The following is a 15,146-nucleotide window of genomic DNA, read 5'->3' on the forward strand; positions in this document are numbered from 1 at the left end:
GGATGCTCCAGCCCACGCCCCTGCGTCGTGATGGTCGATCAGGCGGTTACCGCTGTGGCCGCGCGGCGGCGGTGCTCCACCCGGTGACCGACCCAGAAGCCGATCGCGATCAGCCCTGCGAGAGCGATTCCGAGCATCCACGGAAGCAGGCTCGGGGCCGCGCCCGACGCGCCATCGGCGAGCTGGTCGGAACCGTCCGCGATCTTGCCGTTGCCGTCCGCGAGGGTCGTGGCCCCGGCCGACAGTTCGCCCGAGCCGTCGGCGAGCTGCTGCGAGCCGACCGAGAGCTCGCCCGCGCCGTCGGCGAGATCGGAGATGCCGGATGACAGAGCGGTCGCGCCCGTGGAGAGCTCGCTCGTGCCCGTCGCGAGTGAGCTCGCACCGCTCTCGAGCTTCGCGGCACCGGCGGACAGGGTGCTGTTGCCGGCGGCGAGTTCGTTGAGCTTCGTGTTGATGGTCACGCCCCCGTCGACGAGCTTGCCGGTCTTGGAGTTCAGCAGCGCAAGACCACCGGCGATCTCGGTCGCGCCCGCCTGGACGCTCGCGGTACCCCCCGTGAGCGCGGCGGACTTCGCGGCGAGCGTTTTCGCACCGACCGAGACCGCGCCTGCTCCGTCTGCGAGCGCTGAGGCGCCCGCGTCGACGTCCGCTGCGCCCTGGGCGACGTTGCTCGCTCCCGCCGAGAGCTGCGCAGCGCCCTGAGCGACCTGAGAGGCTCCGCCGGCCAGGGAGTCCGCCCCGACCTTCAGCGTCTGGACATTGCTGTTCAGGATCGCGGCGCCATCGGACACCGAGGCGGCGCCGCCGGCGACCTGAGCGGCAGCTGCCGAGAGCTGCGACACCTGCTGGATGAGCGCAGGATCGGCCTGCGCCGATGACAGAGCGGACAGGAGCGCGGCGAGACCGCCGGAGACCTGACCTGCGCCGCCCGCCACCTGTGCAGAGCCGGCGGCGAGTGACGACGCACCTGCGGCGAGCTGCCCGGTGCCGTCGGCGAGCTGGCCGGCGCCGGTGGAGACCTCGTTCGCACCGCCGAGGAGCGTCGTCGCACCGGTGGAGACCTGGGCGGCCCCCGCGCTCACCTGGCTGGTGCCGCCGGCGAGCGTCGCCGCGCCGCCCGCGACCTGGCCCGCGCCGATGCTGACGGACTGGATGCCGCCGATGAGGGGAGCAGCGCCGCCGTTCACCTGCGCCGCGCCCGCCGCCAGCTTCTGCGCGCCCGCATCGAGCTTCGCGATGCCGGCCGATGCTTCGCTGATGCCGTTCCGGAGATCCGTGCTGCCCGCGGCCAGCTTGCTCGCGCCGTCGGCGGCTTTTGACGCGCCGGCCGAGAGGGTCACGGCGCCGTCGGCGAGCTGAGCTGCGCCCGACGACGCCTTGCTCGCGCCGGCGGCCACTTTCGCGGCACCCTCGTCTGCGGCAGCCGCGCCCGCATCGAGCTTCACCGCACCCGCGGCGAGCTCGCCCGCGCCGTCGGAGAGCTGGACCGATCCGTCGGCGAGCTGCTGCGATCCGTCGTCGGCCTGCGCAGCGCCGGCCGCGAGTTCGTCGGCGCCGGCTGAGATCTTCGTCGTCGTGAGCACGTACATCGCGATCATCGCAGCCAGCAGAACGCTGAGCACGATGACGGCGATGCGCATGCCCAGGCCGTGCGCGTGGGTTTCGGTTCTCGTCATTGAGTCACTCCAAGGGTGGTCGCGCCTGCGCGCAGGCGTGGATGGGTGCACCGACTGACGCCGGTCGACAGCGGACCGCGGGTCGCGGTCACCTCGAACCGTGCACCGTCGCTGGTGCACGGACCCCAGAAGGTCGCTGTCGTGAGAGCGGTGCGAATGTAACAGGCGGATGCCGCGGCATCCGCGTTCTCCACACCCGTGCTGGGGGTGGCACCAAGTCTCACGGGGAGTGAGACTCGATTTCTTGTGTGAAGGCGACAAAACCGTGATCAACCGTTATCTTCGGGGGCGGCGATAATGGGGCGATGGAGGTTCGGCCGCAGGCGTCTGAGCAGTCCCGCGAACTCGCGGAGCTGCGTCGACGCGCCTACGGACCGGGCGCCGACATCGCGGCCGATCCGACGGCGGTGGCGCGACTGCGCGCCCTCGAGGAACTGGTGCACGAGCACGAGCCCGCGGCGTCGGTGCCGGTGGAACCTGCCGTGCGGGAGCGACCGCGCCCGGACGACGACGACGCGAGTCGTGGGGGAGCCGCCCCGATCGAGACGCCCCGCCTCGATCCTCCGCCCATCGAGACGACCTCCGCCGACGACGCGGTGGAGCAGGGGACACGTGCTGCCGAGACCCCGCGCAAGCAGTGGTGGAGGGTCATCCCCGTGTGGGTCATCGCGCTCGCGAGCGCGGGCATCGGCGCGGCGATCGCGCTCTCGGCGGTGAATCTCGCGGCCGACCGGCCCGACGCCACGCTCGTCCCGGAGTCGTCGACCCCCGAGACGGGCGCCGACTTCGATGAGCGCGTGCGCGGATTCGACGGCGATCCGTCCACGATGCAGTACTTCGGCGACTTCCACGAGATCGACGTGTGGGAGCTGCGCAGCCGGATCGGCGCTCCCTGCGTGCTGCTGTCGTCGCGCGGACGACCCTTCACGATCGGCTGCGCCGCGCAGGACCTCGACCCCGTGGTCGACTTCACCGTCCAGTCCGGGATGCTGGGCATCCTCAACGATCAGCTCCGCGACGGCATGCTGCTGCGCTTCGTGGGGCGCGACGACCGGATCGACGTGTGGGTGCGCGAAGCGCCCGCGCGCGAGACTCAGCCGCGCGACACCTCCGACACGGACTCCACGCCGAGCGCGCTGTAGTCGGGATCGTCGTCGCTGTGGACGACGAGCATCATCGCGATCGCCGCGGCCCACGCGCGGGCGCGCACCCAGGTGGCCGCGTCGTAGCGTCCGTCGAGGGCCGAACTGAATCGGGAGCGTCCGTCCGCGTCGAAGGCGAGCCACGCGACCGAGAGGTCATAGGCGGGGTCGCCCGCCGTGACGTCGCCGAAGTCGATGATCGCGATGAGCCTCCCGCCGTCGGCGACGAGGTTGCCCGGATGCAGGTCTCCGTGGATCCACACCGGAGGACGGCTCCAGGGCGCAGTGTCGACACCGGCCTGCCAGGCCGCCTCGAGCGCGTCGATCGCCCCGGGCGCGAGCGTGCGTGTCCGACGCAGGAGCGCGATGCGCTCCCCGACCTGCGGAGCGCGGTGGCTGAGCGGCACACCGCTGAAGGGGTTGACGGGATGGTCGGCGGGCGCCGGCGCGTGCAGGGCCGCCAGGGCGGCGGCGAGCGACTCGGCCCAGCCGGTGCGCTGCGCGCGGGCCACGTGAAGCCCCGGGGCGCCCTCGAACCACGGCACGATCGACCAGTGCCAGGGATATTCGGACGACGGAGACCCCGCGAACACCGGGAGGGGCACCCGGATGCCGGTCGCCTCGACCCGCGGACCGATGACCGGCAGCGACCGCTGCTCGTGCAGGACGAGCGGTGCGGCGACGGCGCGGCGGGGGAGCCGCACGGCGAGGTCGTCGCCGATCCGCCAGACCTCGCTGTCCCAGCCCTCCGAGGTCTTCACGAGCGCGCGGGAGGCGGCATCCGGGATCATGGCCCCCGCTTGCGCGAGCAGGGTGCGCACGAGAGCCTCGTCGATGAGCACCTCTGCGGCCGGCTTGTCGGGCATCCATCGACACTATTCCACGCGGAAGTCTTGTTTTATGTTGCAATGCCTTGTACTGTGTGGGAAACCAACGGAGGGCGCGCAGGATGTACGCAACGGAGCGGCACGATCTCATCGAGCGACTGCTCGGCGATGAGGGGCGCGTCAGCGTCGTGGAGCTCGCTCGCCGATTCGGTGTGACGACCGAGACCATCCGGCGCGATCTCGACCTGCTCGAGCAGTCGGGCTCCCTGCGTCGCGTGCACGGCGGCGCTGTGCCGAGCGAACGCGCCAGTACCTCGGAGCCGTCGCTGGTCGAGCGCGAGCTGCGCCACGCGCCCGCGAAGGCCGCGATCGCACGGCGCGCCCTCGACGCCCTCGGCGAGGGCTTCCGCGGATCCGTCTTCTTCGACGCCGGAACGACCACGGCCGCCGTGGCATCCCAGCTCGCACCCCGCCTGACGACGGCGCGCATCGATGTCGTGACGCACGCGCTGCCGCTCGCGAACGCGCTCGCCTCCGTCCCGCAGGTGTCGCTCTCGGTCATCGGAGGCCGTGTGCGACCCCTCACCGAGGCGGCCGTCGGATCCGGCACCGTCCAGGCGATCACGGGCCTTCGTCCTGATGTCGCGTTCCTCGGCACGAACGGCCTGTCGGCCGGGTTCGGCGCGAGCACACCCGATGCCGACGAGGCGGCCGTGAAGTCCGCCATCGTCCGCTCCGCGCGTCGGGTCGTGCTCGTCGCGGATGCCGAGAAGCTCGGTCGCGAGCTGCTCGTCTCGTTCGCGCCTCTCGACCAGCTGGACGTGCTGGTGACGGATGCCGAGCCCGACGCGCTCCTTGCCGCCGCGCTCGACGAGGCCGGAGTGGAGGTGTGGCTCGCATGATCGTGACTCTCACGGCGCACCCCGCACTGGATCGGGCGATCCGGCTCGATGCCCCACTCCAGCCCGGCGAGGTGCAGTCGGCGACGGGCGAGCGTGAGGACGCCGGCGGGAAGGGCATCAACGTGGCCCGCGCCGTGGCCGCCGCCGACCGGGAGACAATCGCGGTCCTGCCGCTCGCACCGGACGATCCCTTCGACGCGGCGCTGCGCGCCACGGGGATCGCAGCGCGTCGCGTTCCCGTCGCGGGTCGCACCCGGACGAATCTCACGATCACCGACCCCGCGGGCACGACCACCAAGATCAATCTCCCGGGCGCATCCCTCACCGGCGGGGAGTCCCTCGCGCTGATCGCCGCGGTGGTGGATGCCTCGGCGGGGGCGCGCTGGCTCGCGCTGGCCGGATCGCTGCCACCCGGGGTCGACGACGACTTCTACGTCGAGGTGATCCAGGCGGTGCGCGCGGCGCACGGCGCCTCTGCGCCGCTCATCGCGGTCGATACGTCCGGCGCTGCGCTGCGGGCGGTCGTGGATCGGGCGGCTCCCGACCTCATCAAGCCGAACGACGAAGAACTCGCCGAGCTCGCGGGGGGCGGGCTCGGCGGGCCCGATCTGCCCGATGCCGTGCTCGGCATCGCCCGCACGATCGTGCCCGGCCGCGCGCGTGCGGCGCTCGTGACGCTGGGTGCGCGCGGAGCGATCCTCGTGACCGGCGACGGCGCGTGGAGCGGGGCCGCTCCCCGCATCCGCGTCGCGAGCACGGTCGGCGCGGGCGACAGCTCGCTCGCCGGCTACCTGCTCGCCGAGTCCGAGGGCGCGGCTCCCGAGGAGCGTCTCCGCCGGGCGATCCGGTACGGGGCGGCCGCGGCATCCCTCGCCGGCACGCAGGCCCCGCGTCCGCTCGACCTTCCTTCCGCAGACGTGCCGGTCTCGGCACTCGACTGAAAACCACACGAAACCACATCGACCACTGGAGGTCACCGTGTCCGACACCATCACTCCGGCTCTCGTGAGCCTGGACGCCGATCTCGGCGCCGACAAGGCCGCGGTCATCCGCGCCCTCGCGGCCCGCGTCGTCGCGGAAGGGCGCGCAACCGACGCGGACGCCCTCTTCGCCGACGCGTGGGCGCGCGAGGAGAAGGACGAGACGGGGCTTCCGGGCGGCATCGCGATCCCGCATGCCAAGAGCGCCGCCGTCACCGAGCCCTCGCTCGCGTTCGCGCGTCTGACGCCGGGCGTCGACTTCGGAGCACCCGACGGGCCGGCGGATCTGGTGTTCCTGATCGCCGCGCCCGACAACGCGGCCGAGGCGCACCTCGCCGTGCTGTCGAAGCTCGCCCGCAGCCTCATGCAGGACGAGTTCACGGCAGGGCTCCGTGCCGCGAAGACGAACGACGAGGTCGTGGCGATCGTGCGCGGCGCGATCGGCGAAGGGGATGCCGCGGCTCCCGCCGCCGTGCCGGCCGCCGCCGCCTCGGCGCCGTCCTCCGCCGACAGCAGCCACACGATCGACGGTCGTCCCGCGAAGATCGTCGCCGTCACGTCGTGCGCGACCGGGATCGCGCACACCTTCATGGCGGCGGACGCACTGACCGCGGCGGGCAAGAAGGCCGGCGTCGACCTCGTGGTGGAGCCGCAGGGCTCGAGCGGCTATCAGGCGCTCCCGCGCGAGATCATCGACGGTGCGGATGCCGTCATCTTCGCCAACGACGTCGACGTGCGCGAAGCGCAGCGCTTCGCGGGCAAGCCGGTCGTCCGTTCGGGCGTCAAGCGCGGCATCGAGCAGCCCGACGCGCTCATCGCCGAGGCGATCGCGGCGGCCAAGGACCCGAACGGGGCGCGCGTGCCCGGCACGGCCGCCGCCGCCGGAGCCGGCGGCGGATCGACCCAGACGCTGTCGTGGGGCGCGAACATCCAGCGCATCCTGCTCACGGGCGTGAGCTACATGATCCCGTTCGTCGCGGGCGGCGGTCTGCTGATCGCCCTCGGGTTCCTGCTCGGGGGCTACGAGGTGACCAACGACGCGTCGAAGGTCATCATCGAGAACTCGCTGTGGGATCTTCCGGCGGGAGGCCTCGGCCAGTATCTCGGCTCCGTCGCCTTCATGATCGGCGCGACATCGATGGGCTTCCTCGTCTCGGCCCTCGCCGGCTACATCGCCTTCGCGATCGCCGATCGCCCCGGTATCGCCCCCGGCTTCGTCGCAGGCGCTGTCGCGGTGCTCATGAACGCGGGCTTCATCGGCGGCATCATCGGCGGCCTGCTCGCGGGCGTCGTCGCCTGGTGGCTCGGTCGTCTCCCGGCTCCGCGCTGGCTGCGCGGCCTCATGCCCGTGGTGATCATCCCGCTCGTCGGCTCGATCGTGGCATCCGGTCTCATGATCCTGTTCCTCGGTCGACCGATCGCCACGCTCATGGTGTGGCTGACCGACTGGCTCACGAGCCTGACGGAGTCGGGTGGCGCCGCCATCGGCTTGGGCGTGATCCTCGGCCTCATGATGTGCTTCGACCTCGGCGGACCCGTCAACAAGGTGGCGTACTCGTTCGCCGTCGCCGGCCTCGCCGCAGGATCGGCCGACAACCCGGCGCCGCTGCTCATCATGGGCGCCGTCATGTGCGCCGGCATGGTGCCGCCGCTCGCCCTGGCCCTCGCCTCGACCGTGCTCGCCCGTCCGCTCTTCACGCCGGTCGAGCGCGAGAACGGCAAGGCGGCCTGGCTGCTCGGGGCGTCGTTCATCTCGGAGGGCGCCATCCCGTTCGCGGCTGCCGACCCGCTGCGCGTCATCCCTGCCTCGATGGTCGGCGGTGCGGTGACGGGTGCGCTCTGCATGGTGTTCAGCGTGCAGTCCTACGCCCCGCACGGCGGCATCTTCGTGCTCTTCGCGATCAACCCGATCTGGGGCTTCATCCTGGCCCTGCTCGCGGGCACCGTGGTCTCGGCGCTCCTCATCATCGCGCTGAAGAAGTACGTCGCCCCGAAGGAGCTGCGCGAGGCCGAGGAGTCCTCGGCGGTCGCCGTCGCCGTCTGATCACTCGCATCCGTCGCCGGCATGCGACAGAGTGGATGCAGGAACGCCGAAGAAGGAGAACCCATGGCAGAGCGTCAAGCCACCATCGCGAGCAGCTCGGGGCTGCACGCCCGCCCCGCGAAGCTCTTCGTGCAGGCGGTGCAGGAGAAGAAGATCCCCGTCACGATCGCCGTCGAAGGAGGCAAGGACCTCAACGCCGGCAGCATCCTGTCGCTGATGGGGCTCGGCGCCTCGAACGGCACGGTCGTGACGCTCAAGGCTGAGGGCGAGGGCGCCGAGCAGGCGCTCGACGAGCTCGTCGCGCTCCTCGAGACGGACCTCGACGCCGAGTAGCGTCCGACACGACGAAGGGCGATGGATGCCGCATCCATCGCCCTTCGTCGTCGTTCAGATCTCGGTGGACTCGCCCGCCGCGAGAGCCAGGTACTCGCCGCCGCCCTGCTCGGTGGCCCACTTCAACCGCGCGTGGTGCATGGTGTGGCCGGCGACCGAGAGGGTCATGTCGTGCGTCCCGAACGCGCGGCGCGGAGCGACGGCGAGCACGAAGTCCATCGCCTCGCCGATCTTGAGCCAGGGCGCCCCGATCGGCGCGGCGAGCAGGCCGACCTCGACGCCCTTCGGCACCGAGTAGGAGTCGCCGGGGTAGTAGAGCTCGTCGTTGACGAGGACGCCGACGTTGTCGATCACGGGGATCGACTCGTGGATGACCGCGTGCGTGCCCCCGAAGAACCGCAGCGTGAACGGCTCGACCGTGGCGGTGTCGCCGGGACTCACGACGATGATGTCGTAGCCGCCCGCCGCGTTCGCGACGCCCTGCGGGCCGTAGATCGGCACGTCCGGCACGGCCTTGCGGATGCGGTCCAGGTGGTCGCTGGTCCAGTGGTCGGGATGCTCGTGCGTGAGCACGACGGCGACGACGTGCGCCAGATCGTCGAGCGGCAGCGTGAAGGATCCGGGATCGATGAGGAGGGAGCGCCCCTCGAGGTCGACGCGGAGGGCCGCGTGCTCGAATTTCGTGACTCGCATGAGGGAGAGTCAAGCGTTCGCGGGGGAGCGCGGCAAGGGTGCGCGCCGAACCCGCGTCGATTTGGCCGGGGTGCGGCAGGCATGGCATAATCGAACGGTTGTCGCGAACGGCCCCATCGTATAGCGGCCTAGTACGCCGCCCTCTCACGGCGGTAACGCGGGTTCGAATCCCGCTGGGGTCACCAACGAGAGAAGCCCGGTCCACAGGACCGGGCTTCTCTCGTTCTCGGCCTATCCCTGCACGTCGTACACCCGGTCGAAATCCGTCACGATCGTCCAGTCCGTCGCGGCGCGCAGAACCTCCAACAGCGCCAGCGCACTCCGCTTGGCGGCCTCGAACCCGGCGGGGGAGTGCACGTCGATCGCGAGGGGCGGCGGCTCGCCGAACTTCGGGATGTCGATCTCGACCCAGACTCCGCCGGCGAGCGGAACCCGAGGTCGGGCCGGACGCGTGGCGTCGACGGCGGACCCGACGGCCCGCGCGATCGTCGCGAGCGCCGTGGGCTTGTCGACGGCGTCCGCGGCGACGAGGGTCGCGATGGCGGGCACGTGCGAGCTCTCGGTCATGGTGTCTCCTGCGGTCTCGTGGTCGAGGAACGGCCGGTATCGGTGAGCACGGCGACCGCGGCGCGCTGCCCCGAGACGAGGGCTCCCTGGATCGATGCGGTGTCGCGGTGATCACCGGCGAGATAGATCCCCTCGGCGAGCCGGGACGGCGCGGTCACGCGCAGCGGAGGCGGCTGCACGGGCAGGGCGTGCACGATGTCGTCGCGTCGGACGAGCCTCCACACGGTCGCCGAGGCGTCCCACATCTCGCCGAGCTGGCGACGCACCTGCGCCTCGGTCGCCGCGTCGCGCCGGTCGCCGGGCAGCAGACACGTCGCCTGTACGAGGTGCGCGCCCGGAGGGGCGTAGGAGGGTGCCGTGTCCGACATGACGACGGTGTTGACGATCGGTCCCGACCGGCGCCCGTCGACGGCCAGGAGAGCCGATCCGGTCGGCGCCGCATCCGCCGCGAACCACCACGTCTGCAGGCCCTTCGTCGCCGGCCGCGGCACGTCGACGAGGTCGCTCACCCGCTCGGGGCCGACGGCGACGACGACGGCGTCCGCGCGCAGCGGATCCGCACCCGCGACGTCGATCTCGATGCGACCGCGCGCGCGCCGTACACCCGTCGCACGCGCGCCGAGCCGGATCGTCGCGCCCTCCGCCTCGGCGGTGCGGGCGAGCTGGGCGGGGAGGGCGGCGATGCCGCGATCGGGAACGCCCGGGGCGCCGATCGCGAACATCCGCACGAGCAGCCGCGCGAAGACGTCGGAGGTCCCGCCCGTGTCGTCGGCGAGCACGCCCGCGAGGAACGGCTCGAGCACCTCGGTCCGCAGCCTGCCGCGCAGGCCCGCGGCATTCCACCCCTCCCGCAAGGGGCGGTCCGCGCCCGCGATCATGCGCCGCGGGTGCAGGAGTGCCGGCGCGATCCAGCGCGCGAGCGCCGCCGCGTCGCGGGGCGATACGAGGCCGGATGCGAGAGTGCGGGGGATGCTCAGCGGATGCCGGACGGGATGCCGCAGGTCGACGGAACGCTCGCTGCGCCGCACCCGCACGCCGACCGGGAAGCGGCGCAGTCCCAGGTCCGGGATGTCGACCCAGCGCCGGATGGCGGGATAGGCGGGGTTGAGGACCTGGAACCCGCGGTCGAGGAGGAACCCGTCCACGGTATCGGTGCGCTGTCGGCCGCCCACGGCGTCCGACGCATCGATGGTGAGGACGCCGCATCCCGCGCCCGCGAGAACACGGGAGGCCCGCAGGCCGGCGAGTCCTGCGCCGATCACGATGACGTCGTAGGCCTCCATTCCCCTCACGATAGGCGCTCCGCTGCAGGCCCGGGCCGGAGGAGGGCCGTCGAGTCCGCGCGGCCGCGCTCTGCGCGCACTAGTCTGCGAGGAGAAGTGAGCACGGGGGGAACCATTGCGTCGCAGAGCGCTGTTCGCTGCGGGGGTCGTCGCCGCCGTCGTCGGCACGGCCCTGCTGGCATCGACGCCCGCCCTGGCCGTGCCGGGCGACGACGGCCCGCCGCCCGCGTACGGCATCGACACCGACATCACGATGACGGGCGTCGCCGAGGGGCAGGGTGTTCGAGGAAGCCTGCCGATCGGCTCGGAGGTGAGCGATCCCAGCGTCGGCTATCCGTCGGCGCCGCCGGCGGGATTCGCGACCGCGAATCAGGACTTCGCGGGGATCATCACGTCGCAGGGCGCCGAGACGGGCACGCAGCTGCGCCTGTTCTGCATCGACATCCGCACGAACACGTACCCCGGCCTCGGATACATCAACGGCAGCTGGGAGCAGGCGGGCATGCCGAACGTCGGCTACGTCGCCCGTCTGCTGAACGACTACTACCCGAACACGAACGAACCGGCGTCGGCGCCGAACGTCAATGCCCGGGCCGCGGCCGTGCAGGCGGCGATCTGGTACTTCACGGACTACTTCGTCCTGGCATCCAACGATCCGATCCGCCCGTACACCGAGGCGATCGTCAACGCGATACGCGTCCAGCCACCGCTGCCGTTCCCGACCCCGCCGTCGCTCACCGTGACACCCGCGGACGAGTCCGGTCCGGTCGGCACACCCGCCGGACCGTTCGCGATCGCCACGAACGCCGCGGCCGGCGCGGAGCTGTTCTCCTCGGGCGGCACGATCTACGCCGACGCGTCGGCGACGACCCCGATCGCGCAGGGCACGGCGGTGCCCGACGGCACGCAGGTGTGGCTCGTGCCGACCGACCCGTTGCCCGGGGCAGAAGTCACGCTGCTGGCGCGGGGGGAGTCCGAGGTGCCGAGCGGCAACGTGTACATCTACGACGGCAACACGCCCGGGGTGGATGATGCGCAGCGCCTCATCCTCGCCGAGACCGTCGACGTCGTCGCGAACGTCACCGCGACCGCCGAGTTCGTCGCCGTGCCCGTGCTCACGGCCGCCCTCACCGTGACCAAGACGATCTCCGGTCCGGAGGCGGGGAGCCAGGGCGCGATCGCGATCGACGTCGCGTGCGACAGCGGCATCGACGAGACGTTCACCATCCCCGCCCGTGCGACGGGATCGCGGCAGTTCGTCATCGACGAGATCCCCGTCGGAGCGGTCTGCGAGGTCTCGGAGCCCACCGACGGCGCGACGACGGAGGCACTCACCGTGACCACGACGGGACTCGGCCGGGTGGTGGTCGCCCAGGGCGGCTCCGCCGCCGCGGTGGTCAACTCGTACGCCCCGGCGCTCGCTCCATCGGGAGCGACGGCGCCGGTGCCCGTGCTCGGGGCGGCCGTGCTGCTCCTCACGGGCGGCGTGTGGCTCGTCCTGCGCGGCCGTCGTCGGCAGCGCTCCTAGCCCTCGAGCTCCCGCTGCCAGTCCGCGGGTACGCGCTCGGCAGGACCGGGCACGGTCTGCGATGCGGGGTGACTGTGCGGCGGAGCGAGTTCGGGTCCGCGCGTCGTGCGCTCGGTGCGATAGTCCCAGAACCAGTCCTCGCCGGGCTCGAACGACTGCATGACGGGATGCCCGGACTCGTGCCAGTGCGCCGTGGCGTGCTTGTTGAGCGAGTCGTCGCAGCATCCGACGTGTCCGCATTTCGCGCAGCGGCGCAGGTGGACCCACCAGCTGCCGGTCTGGTCGCACTCGAGGCATCCCGTGCCGCTCGGGGGAACGCGGGGGTCGATGTCGTCGCTCATGCCTTCAGCCTGTCAGTGCCCGGCTCAGCCCGCCAGGGCGCGGTGCACGGATGCCACGGCGCTCGAGCCTTCGCCGACAGCCGCCGCGACGCGCTTCATCGAGCCCCGACGCACATCGCCCGCCGCGAACACGCGCGGCGTCGACGTCTCGAACGGCAGGGGCTCGCGCCCGACCCGCTGCCACTGCTCGAGGGTCTGGATCGCGACATCCGTCCCCGTCCGCAGGAAACCGTCGTCGTCGCGGTCGAGGGCCGTGAGCCACGTCGTCGCGGGCTCCGCGCCGATGAAGCAGAACAGGCCGCGGGCTTCCACCTCGCCGACGCGGTCGATGCGCACGCGCTCGAGCGACGTGCCGCCGTCGAGCCCGACGACGCGCGAGCGCGTGAGCACCTCGACGTGCGGATCCTCCTGCAGACGGTCGACGAGGTACGACGACATCCGCGTGCCGAGGTCGTCGCCGCGCACGACGAGGCGCACCGGGCAGCCGCTGGCCGACAGGTACAGCGCTGCCTGGCCCGCGGAATTCGCCCCGCCGACCACGACGACAGGGGAGTCCATGACCTGACGCAGCTCGAGGGGCGTCGCGGCGTAGAAGATCCCCGCGCCCTCGAAGTCGTCCCAGCGGTCCAGGTCCAGGCGTCGGTACGCGGCGCCCGAGGTCACGATCGCGGTGCGGGAGCGGATGACGCGACCGTCGCTCAGCGTGATGTCGAGGTTGTCGCCGACCGGTGTGAGAGCCACCGCTTCGCAGGGAGCGTAGACGCGCACGCCGAACTTCAGGGCCTGCAGGGATGCCTGGCCGATGAGACTGCCGCCGCTCACGCCGAACGGGAAGCCCAGGAAGTTCTCGATGCGGGAGGTCGCGGCGGCCTGTCCGCCGGGAGCCACCGAGTCGAGGAGCACCGTGCTGAGGCCCTCGGACGCGCCGTAGATCGCCGCCGCGAGTCCGGCCGGGCCGCCGCCGACGACGACGAGGTCGACGATCTCGTCGCCGTGGGGCTGGTAGCTCAGACCCAGGCGCTCGGCCACCATCCCGGGCGTCGCGCGGAGCATCGGCTCGCCCTGGAGGAAGGCGACGGGCAGATCGTCGACGGTGATGCCGTGGTCGTCGAGGTGACCGAGCGAGCCCGGCTCCAGCTCGACCGCCGTGTGCACGAGGTCGAGGCGCTCGGCGAAGCGGCGCAGGAACATGAAGTCGCGATTGGACTTCGGCCCGACGAGCTTGAGGGTCAGCGATGCGGGGCCGTGTCGCAGCCCTTCGCGGCGTGCCCAGAGCGCGTGCAGGATGATGTCCGACAGCTCGTCGTCCTCGGCCATGATGCGTCGCAGCGCCGCATAGTCGACGCGGCGGATGCGGCCGGGCTCGGTCGCACGGCAGGAGAGGAACGGGCTCTGCCCGTTGAGCAGACCGAGTTCGCCGGCGAACGAACGGGGGCCCATCTTCGCGATGACGACCTCTTCGACCCATCCGAGCGAATCGCGCACGATCTCGACCTCGCCCTCCTCGATGAGGATGAGGTCGTAGTCGGGATCGCCGGAGCGGAAGAGGTAGTCGCCCGGGGCGACGTCGAGGGGCTCGCCGAAGGCGAGCAGCCTCGACCACTGGTCGTCGGTGAGGGTGGGGCGCTGGACTGGATCGAGCTGGACGTCCTTCACAGCAACGAGGCTAGCGACCCATCGAGCCTCGGGGGCCGGTTCCGGACCTGGGAAACGAAAACGGCCGGGGCGGCGTTCGCCACCCCGGCCGATTCAGATCGAGAGATCAGAGCGGACGGATGTTCGCCGCCTGCATGCCCTTCGGGCCGCGCTCGGCCTCGAACTCGACCTTCTGGTTCTCGCGGAGCTCCTTGTAGCCTTCTCCGGTGATCGCGCTGAAGTGCGCGAACAGGTCGGCACCCCCGTCATCGGGAGCGATGAAGCCGAAGCCCTTCTCGGAGTTGAACCATTTCACGGTGCCAGTGGCCATCGTGTTCTACCTTTTTTTCTTCTGCGGGCCGCCGAAGCGACCATGTGTGCCGCTTCGACGTGTGCGGAGCGGACGATTCAGGGGACGCATCCAGAGGATGCAGTCGTGGGATGGGGGGAGGGCGGAGGTCGAGACGACCGTCCGGGCGTCATGCTGCCTGCAACTCCGTGCGATGCGCGGAGGAGTCGACGCGTGACCCGAGTGGGCGTGACGAGACTAGCACGCCCGGCTGGGGTCAGCGGTAGCGGTAGTGCTCGCCGACGGAGGAGATCCATCCGGCGAACGCGCGGGCCTCGGCATCCTGGCCCGTTGCGACGTACGTGAGCCACACCTGGCCTGCGACGTCGACGACGATGTGCACAGCCAGCGGATCGACCGACCGCTTGAGCTGGTGCGGCGTGATCTGCCCGCGTGGTCCGTACAGCACGCGCGCGATCGCGGGCTTCTCGAGGCGGCCGCGGCGCAGCAGCTCGGCTCCGGACTCGACGGATGCCCGGGCGCCCGCGGCGGGCTGGCTCAGCATCCCGAAATGGATCCACCGCCCATCGACGACGATGCCTGCGAGCGCGCGCTCCTCGCCGCTGAACCGCGCTCGGTCCGTCCACCGCGATCCGTCCCACCAGCGCTGGCGTCCGCGGCCGTCGTCGTACCATCCCGCCGCCGTCCCCGCGCTGATCGCCGGCGTCGACGCGTCGGTGTGGAGCTCCACGTCGCGCTCGTTCAGGTCGACGTAATGCTCGGTCCAGCGGGCGCCGTCCCACCAGCGCTGTCTGCCGGTGCCGTCGTCGTACCAGCCGGGTTCCGCTGAGGAGGACATGTCTCGACAATACGACGGATGCCGCGACCCCCGAGGGGATCGCGGCA

The 15,146-nt window shown here is 71.7% G+C and carries 15 protein-coding genes and 1 tRNA gene; 7 read left to right on the top strand and 9 right to left on the bottom strand.

Annotation, left to right across the window (positions count from 1 at the left end; translation table 11 throughout):
* Nucleotides 1-38: 38 nt before the first annotated feature.
* A complete protein-coding gene (locus tag ACTIFV_RS09105; RefSeq protein WP_439592470.1) occupies nucleotides 39-1,676 on the bottom strand; it encodes a hypothetical protein in 1,638 nt (545 codons plus the stop codon).
* Nucleotides 1,677-1,981: 305 nt separating this feature from the next.
* Here ACTIFV_RS09105 and ACTIFV_RS09110 point away from each other — a divergent pair, with 305 nt between their 5' ends.
* Nucleotides 1,982-2,818 (top strand): hypothetical protein, encoded by an 837-nt coding sequence (locus tag ACTIFV_RS09110; RefSeq protein WP_439592471.1) that lies wholly within the window; start codon nucleotides 1,982-1,984, stop codon nucleotides 2,816-2,818.
* On the opposite strand, the gene ACTIFV_RS09115 is transcribed toward ACTIFV_RS09110, so the two are convergent.
* Complete coding sequence (locus ACTIFV_RS09115; protein ID WP_439592472.1) at nucleotides 2,770-3,684, bottom strand: phosphotransferase; 915 nt, start codon at nucleotides 3,682-3,684, stop codon at nucleotides 2,770-2,772. The genes ACTIFV_RS09110 and ACTIFV_RS09115 overlap by 49 nt on opposite strands.
* 83 nt (nucleotides 3,685-3,767) lie before the next feature.
* On the opposite strand from ACTIFV_RS09115, the gene ACTIFV_RS09120 reads away from it, so the two are divergent.
* The 4 genes from ACTIFV_RS09120 (at nucleotide 3,768) to ACTIFV_RS09135 (ending at nucleotide 7,904) form a co-directional block, all read left to right on the top strand.
* Nucleotides 3,768-4,547: a DeoR/GlpR family DNA-binding transcription regulator gene (locus ACTIFV_RS09120; protein ID WP_439592473.1), complete on the top strand. Its 780-nt coding sequence runs from the start codon at nucleotides 3,768-3,770 to the stop codon at nucleotides 4,545-4,547.
* The gene (locus ACTIFV_RS09125; RefSeq protein WP_439592474.1) at nucleotides 4,544-5,488 is read left to right on the top strand and encodes a 1-phosphofructokinase family hexose kinase; all 945 of its coding nucleotides are present in this window, start codon (nucleotides 4,544-4,546) and stop codon (nucleotides 5,486-5,488) included. The genes ACTIFV_RS09120 and ACTIFV_RS09125 overlap by 4 nt, the downstream gene beginning before the upstream one ends.
* 37 nt (nucleotides 5,489-5,525) lie before the next feature.
* Nucleotides 5,526-7,571, top strand: a complete 2,046-nt coding sequence (locus tag ACTIFV_RS09130; RefSeq protein ID WP_439592475.1) for a PTS fructose transporter subunit IIABC — start codon at nucleotides 5,526-5,528, stop codon at nucleotides 7,569-7,571.
* A gap of 63 nt (nucleotides 7,572-7,634) precedes the next feature.
* Nucleotides 7,635-7,904, top strand: coding sequence for an HPr family phosphocarrier protein (locus tag ACTIFV_RS09135; protein WP_248149020.1), 270 nt, complete (start codon nucleotides 7,635-7,637; stop codon nucleotides 7,902-7,904).
* A 54-nt stretch (nucleotides 7,905-7,958) separates the two neighbouring features.
* Here the strand turns inward: ACTIFV_RS09135 and ACTIFV_RS09140 are convergent, their stop codons facing one another.
* Nucleotides 7,959-8,597 (bottom strand): MBL fold metallo-hydrolase, encoded by a 639-nt coding sequence (locus ACTIFV_RS09140; RefSeq protein WP_439592476.1) that lies wholly within the window; start codon nucleotides 8,595-8,597, stop codon nucleotides 7,959-7,961.
* Nucleotides 8,598-8,706: 109 nt separating this feature from the next.
* Between ACTIFV_RS09140 and ACTIFV_RS09145 the strand changes: the two genes are divergently transcribed.
* Nucleotides 8,707-8,782 (top strand) — tRNA-Glu (locus tag ACTIFV_RS09145).
* Nucleotides 8,783-8,828: 46 nt separating this feature from the next.
* Here ACTIFV_RS09145 and ACTIFV_RS09150 read toward each other — a convergent pair.
* Both ACTIFV_RS09150 and ACTIFV_RS09155 read right to left on the bottom strand, forming a co-directional pair.
* Complete coding sequence (locus tag ACTIFV_RS09150; protein WP_439592477.1) at nucleotides 8,829-9,164, bottom strand: hypothetical protein; 336 nt, start codon at nucleotides 9,162-9,164, stop codon at nucleotides 8,829-8,831.
* Complete coding sequence (locus ACTIFV_RS09155) at nucleotides 9,161-10,447, bottom strand: FAD-dependent oxidoreductase (RefSeq protein ID WP_439592478.1); 1,287 nt, start codon at nucleotides 10,445-10,447, stop codon at nucleotides 9,161-9,163. The genes ACTIFV_RS09150 and ACTIFV_RS09155 overlap by 4 nt, the downstream gene beginning before the upstream one ends.
* A gap of 115 nt (nucleotides 10,448-10,562) precedes the next feature.
* Between ACTIFV_RS09155 and ACTIFV_RS09160 the strand changes: the two genes are divergently transcribed.
* Nucleotides 10,563-11,975, top strand: a complete 1,413-nt coding sequence (locus ACTIFV_RS09160; protein WP_439592479.1) for a DUF5979 domain-containing protein — start codon at nucleotides 10,563-10,565, stop codon at nucleotides 11,973-11,975.
* Here the strand turns inward: ACTIFV_RS09160 and ACTIFV_RS09165 are convergent.
* The 4 genes from ACTIFV_RS09165 to ACTIFV_RS09180 form a co-directional block, all read right to left on the bottom strand.
* Nucleotides 11,972-12,316, bottom strand: coding sequence for a UBP-type zinc finger domain-containing protein (locus ACTIFV_RS09165; RefSeq protein ID WP_439592480.1), 345 nt, complete (start codon nucleotides 12,314-12,316; stop codon nucleotides 11,972-11,974). The two genes, ACTIFV_RS09160 and ACTIFV_RS09165, sit on opposite strands and share 4 nt — an antisense overlap.
* 24 nt (nucleotides 12,317-12,340) lie before the next feature.
* Complete coding sequence (locus ACTIFV_RS09170) at nucleotides 12,341-13,972, bottom strand: FAD-dependent oxidoreductase (protein ID WP_439592481.1); 1,632 nt, start codon at nucleotides 13,970-13,972, stop codon at nucleotides 12,341-12,343.
* A gap of 106 nt (nucleotides 13,973-14,078) precedes the next feature.
* Complete coding sequence (locus tag ACTIFV_RS09175; RefSeq protein WP_214466252.1) at nucleotides 14,079-14,282, bottom strand: cold-shock protein; 204 nt, start codon at nucleotides 14,280-14,282, stop codon at nucleotides 14,079-14,081.
* 235 nt (nucleotides 14,283-14,517) lie between these two features.
* Nucleotides 14,518-15,099, bottom strand: a complete 582-nt coding sequence (locus ACTIFV_RS09180) for a DUF2510 domain-containing protein (protein ID WP_439592482.1) — start codon at nucleotides 15,097-15,099, stop codon at nucleotides 14,518-14,520.
* Nucleotides 15,100-15,146 lie beyond the last annotated feature (47 nt).

The organism is Microbacterium sp. (assembly GCF_051860965.1).
GTDB lineage: Bacteria > Actinomycetota > Actinomycetes > Actinomycetales > Microbacteriaceae > Microbacterium.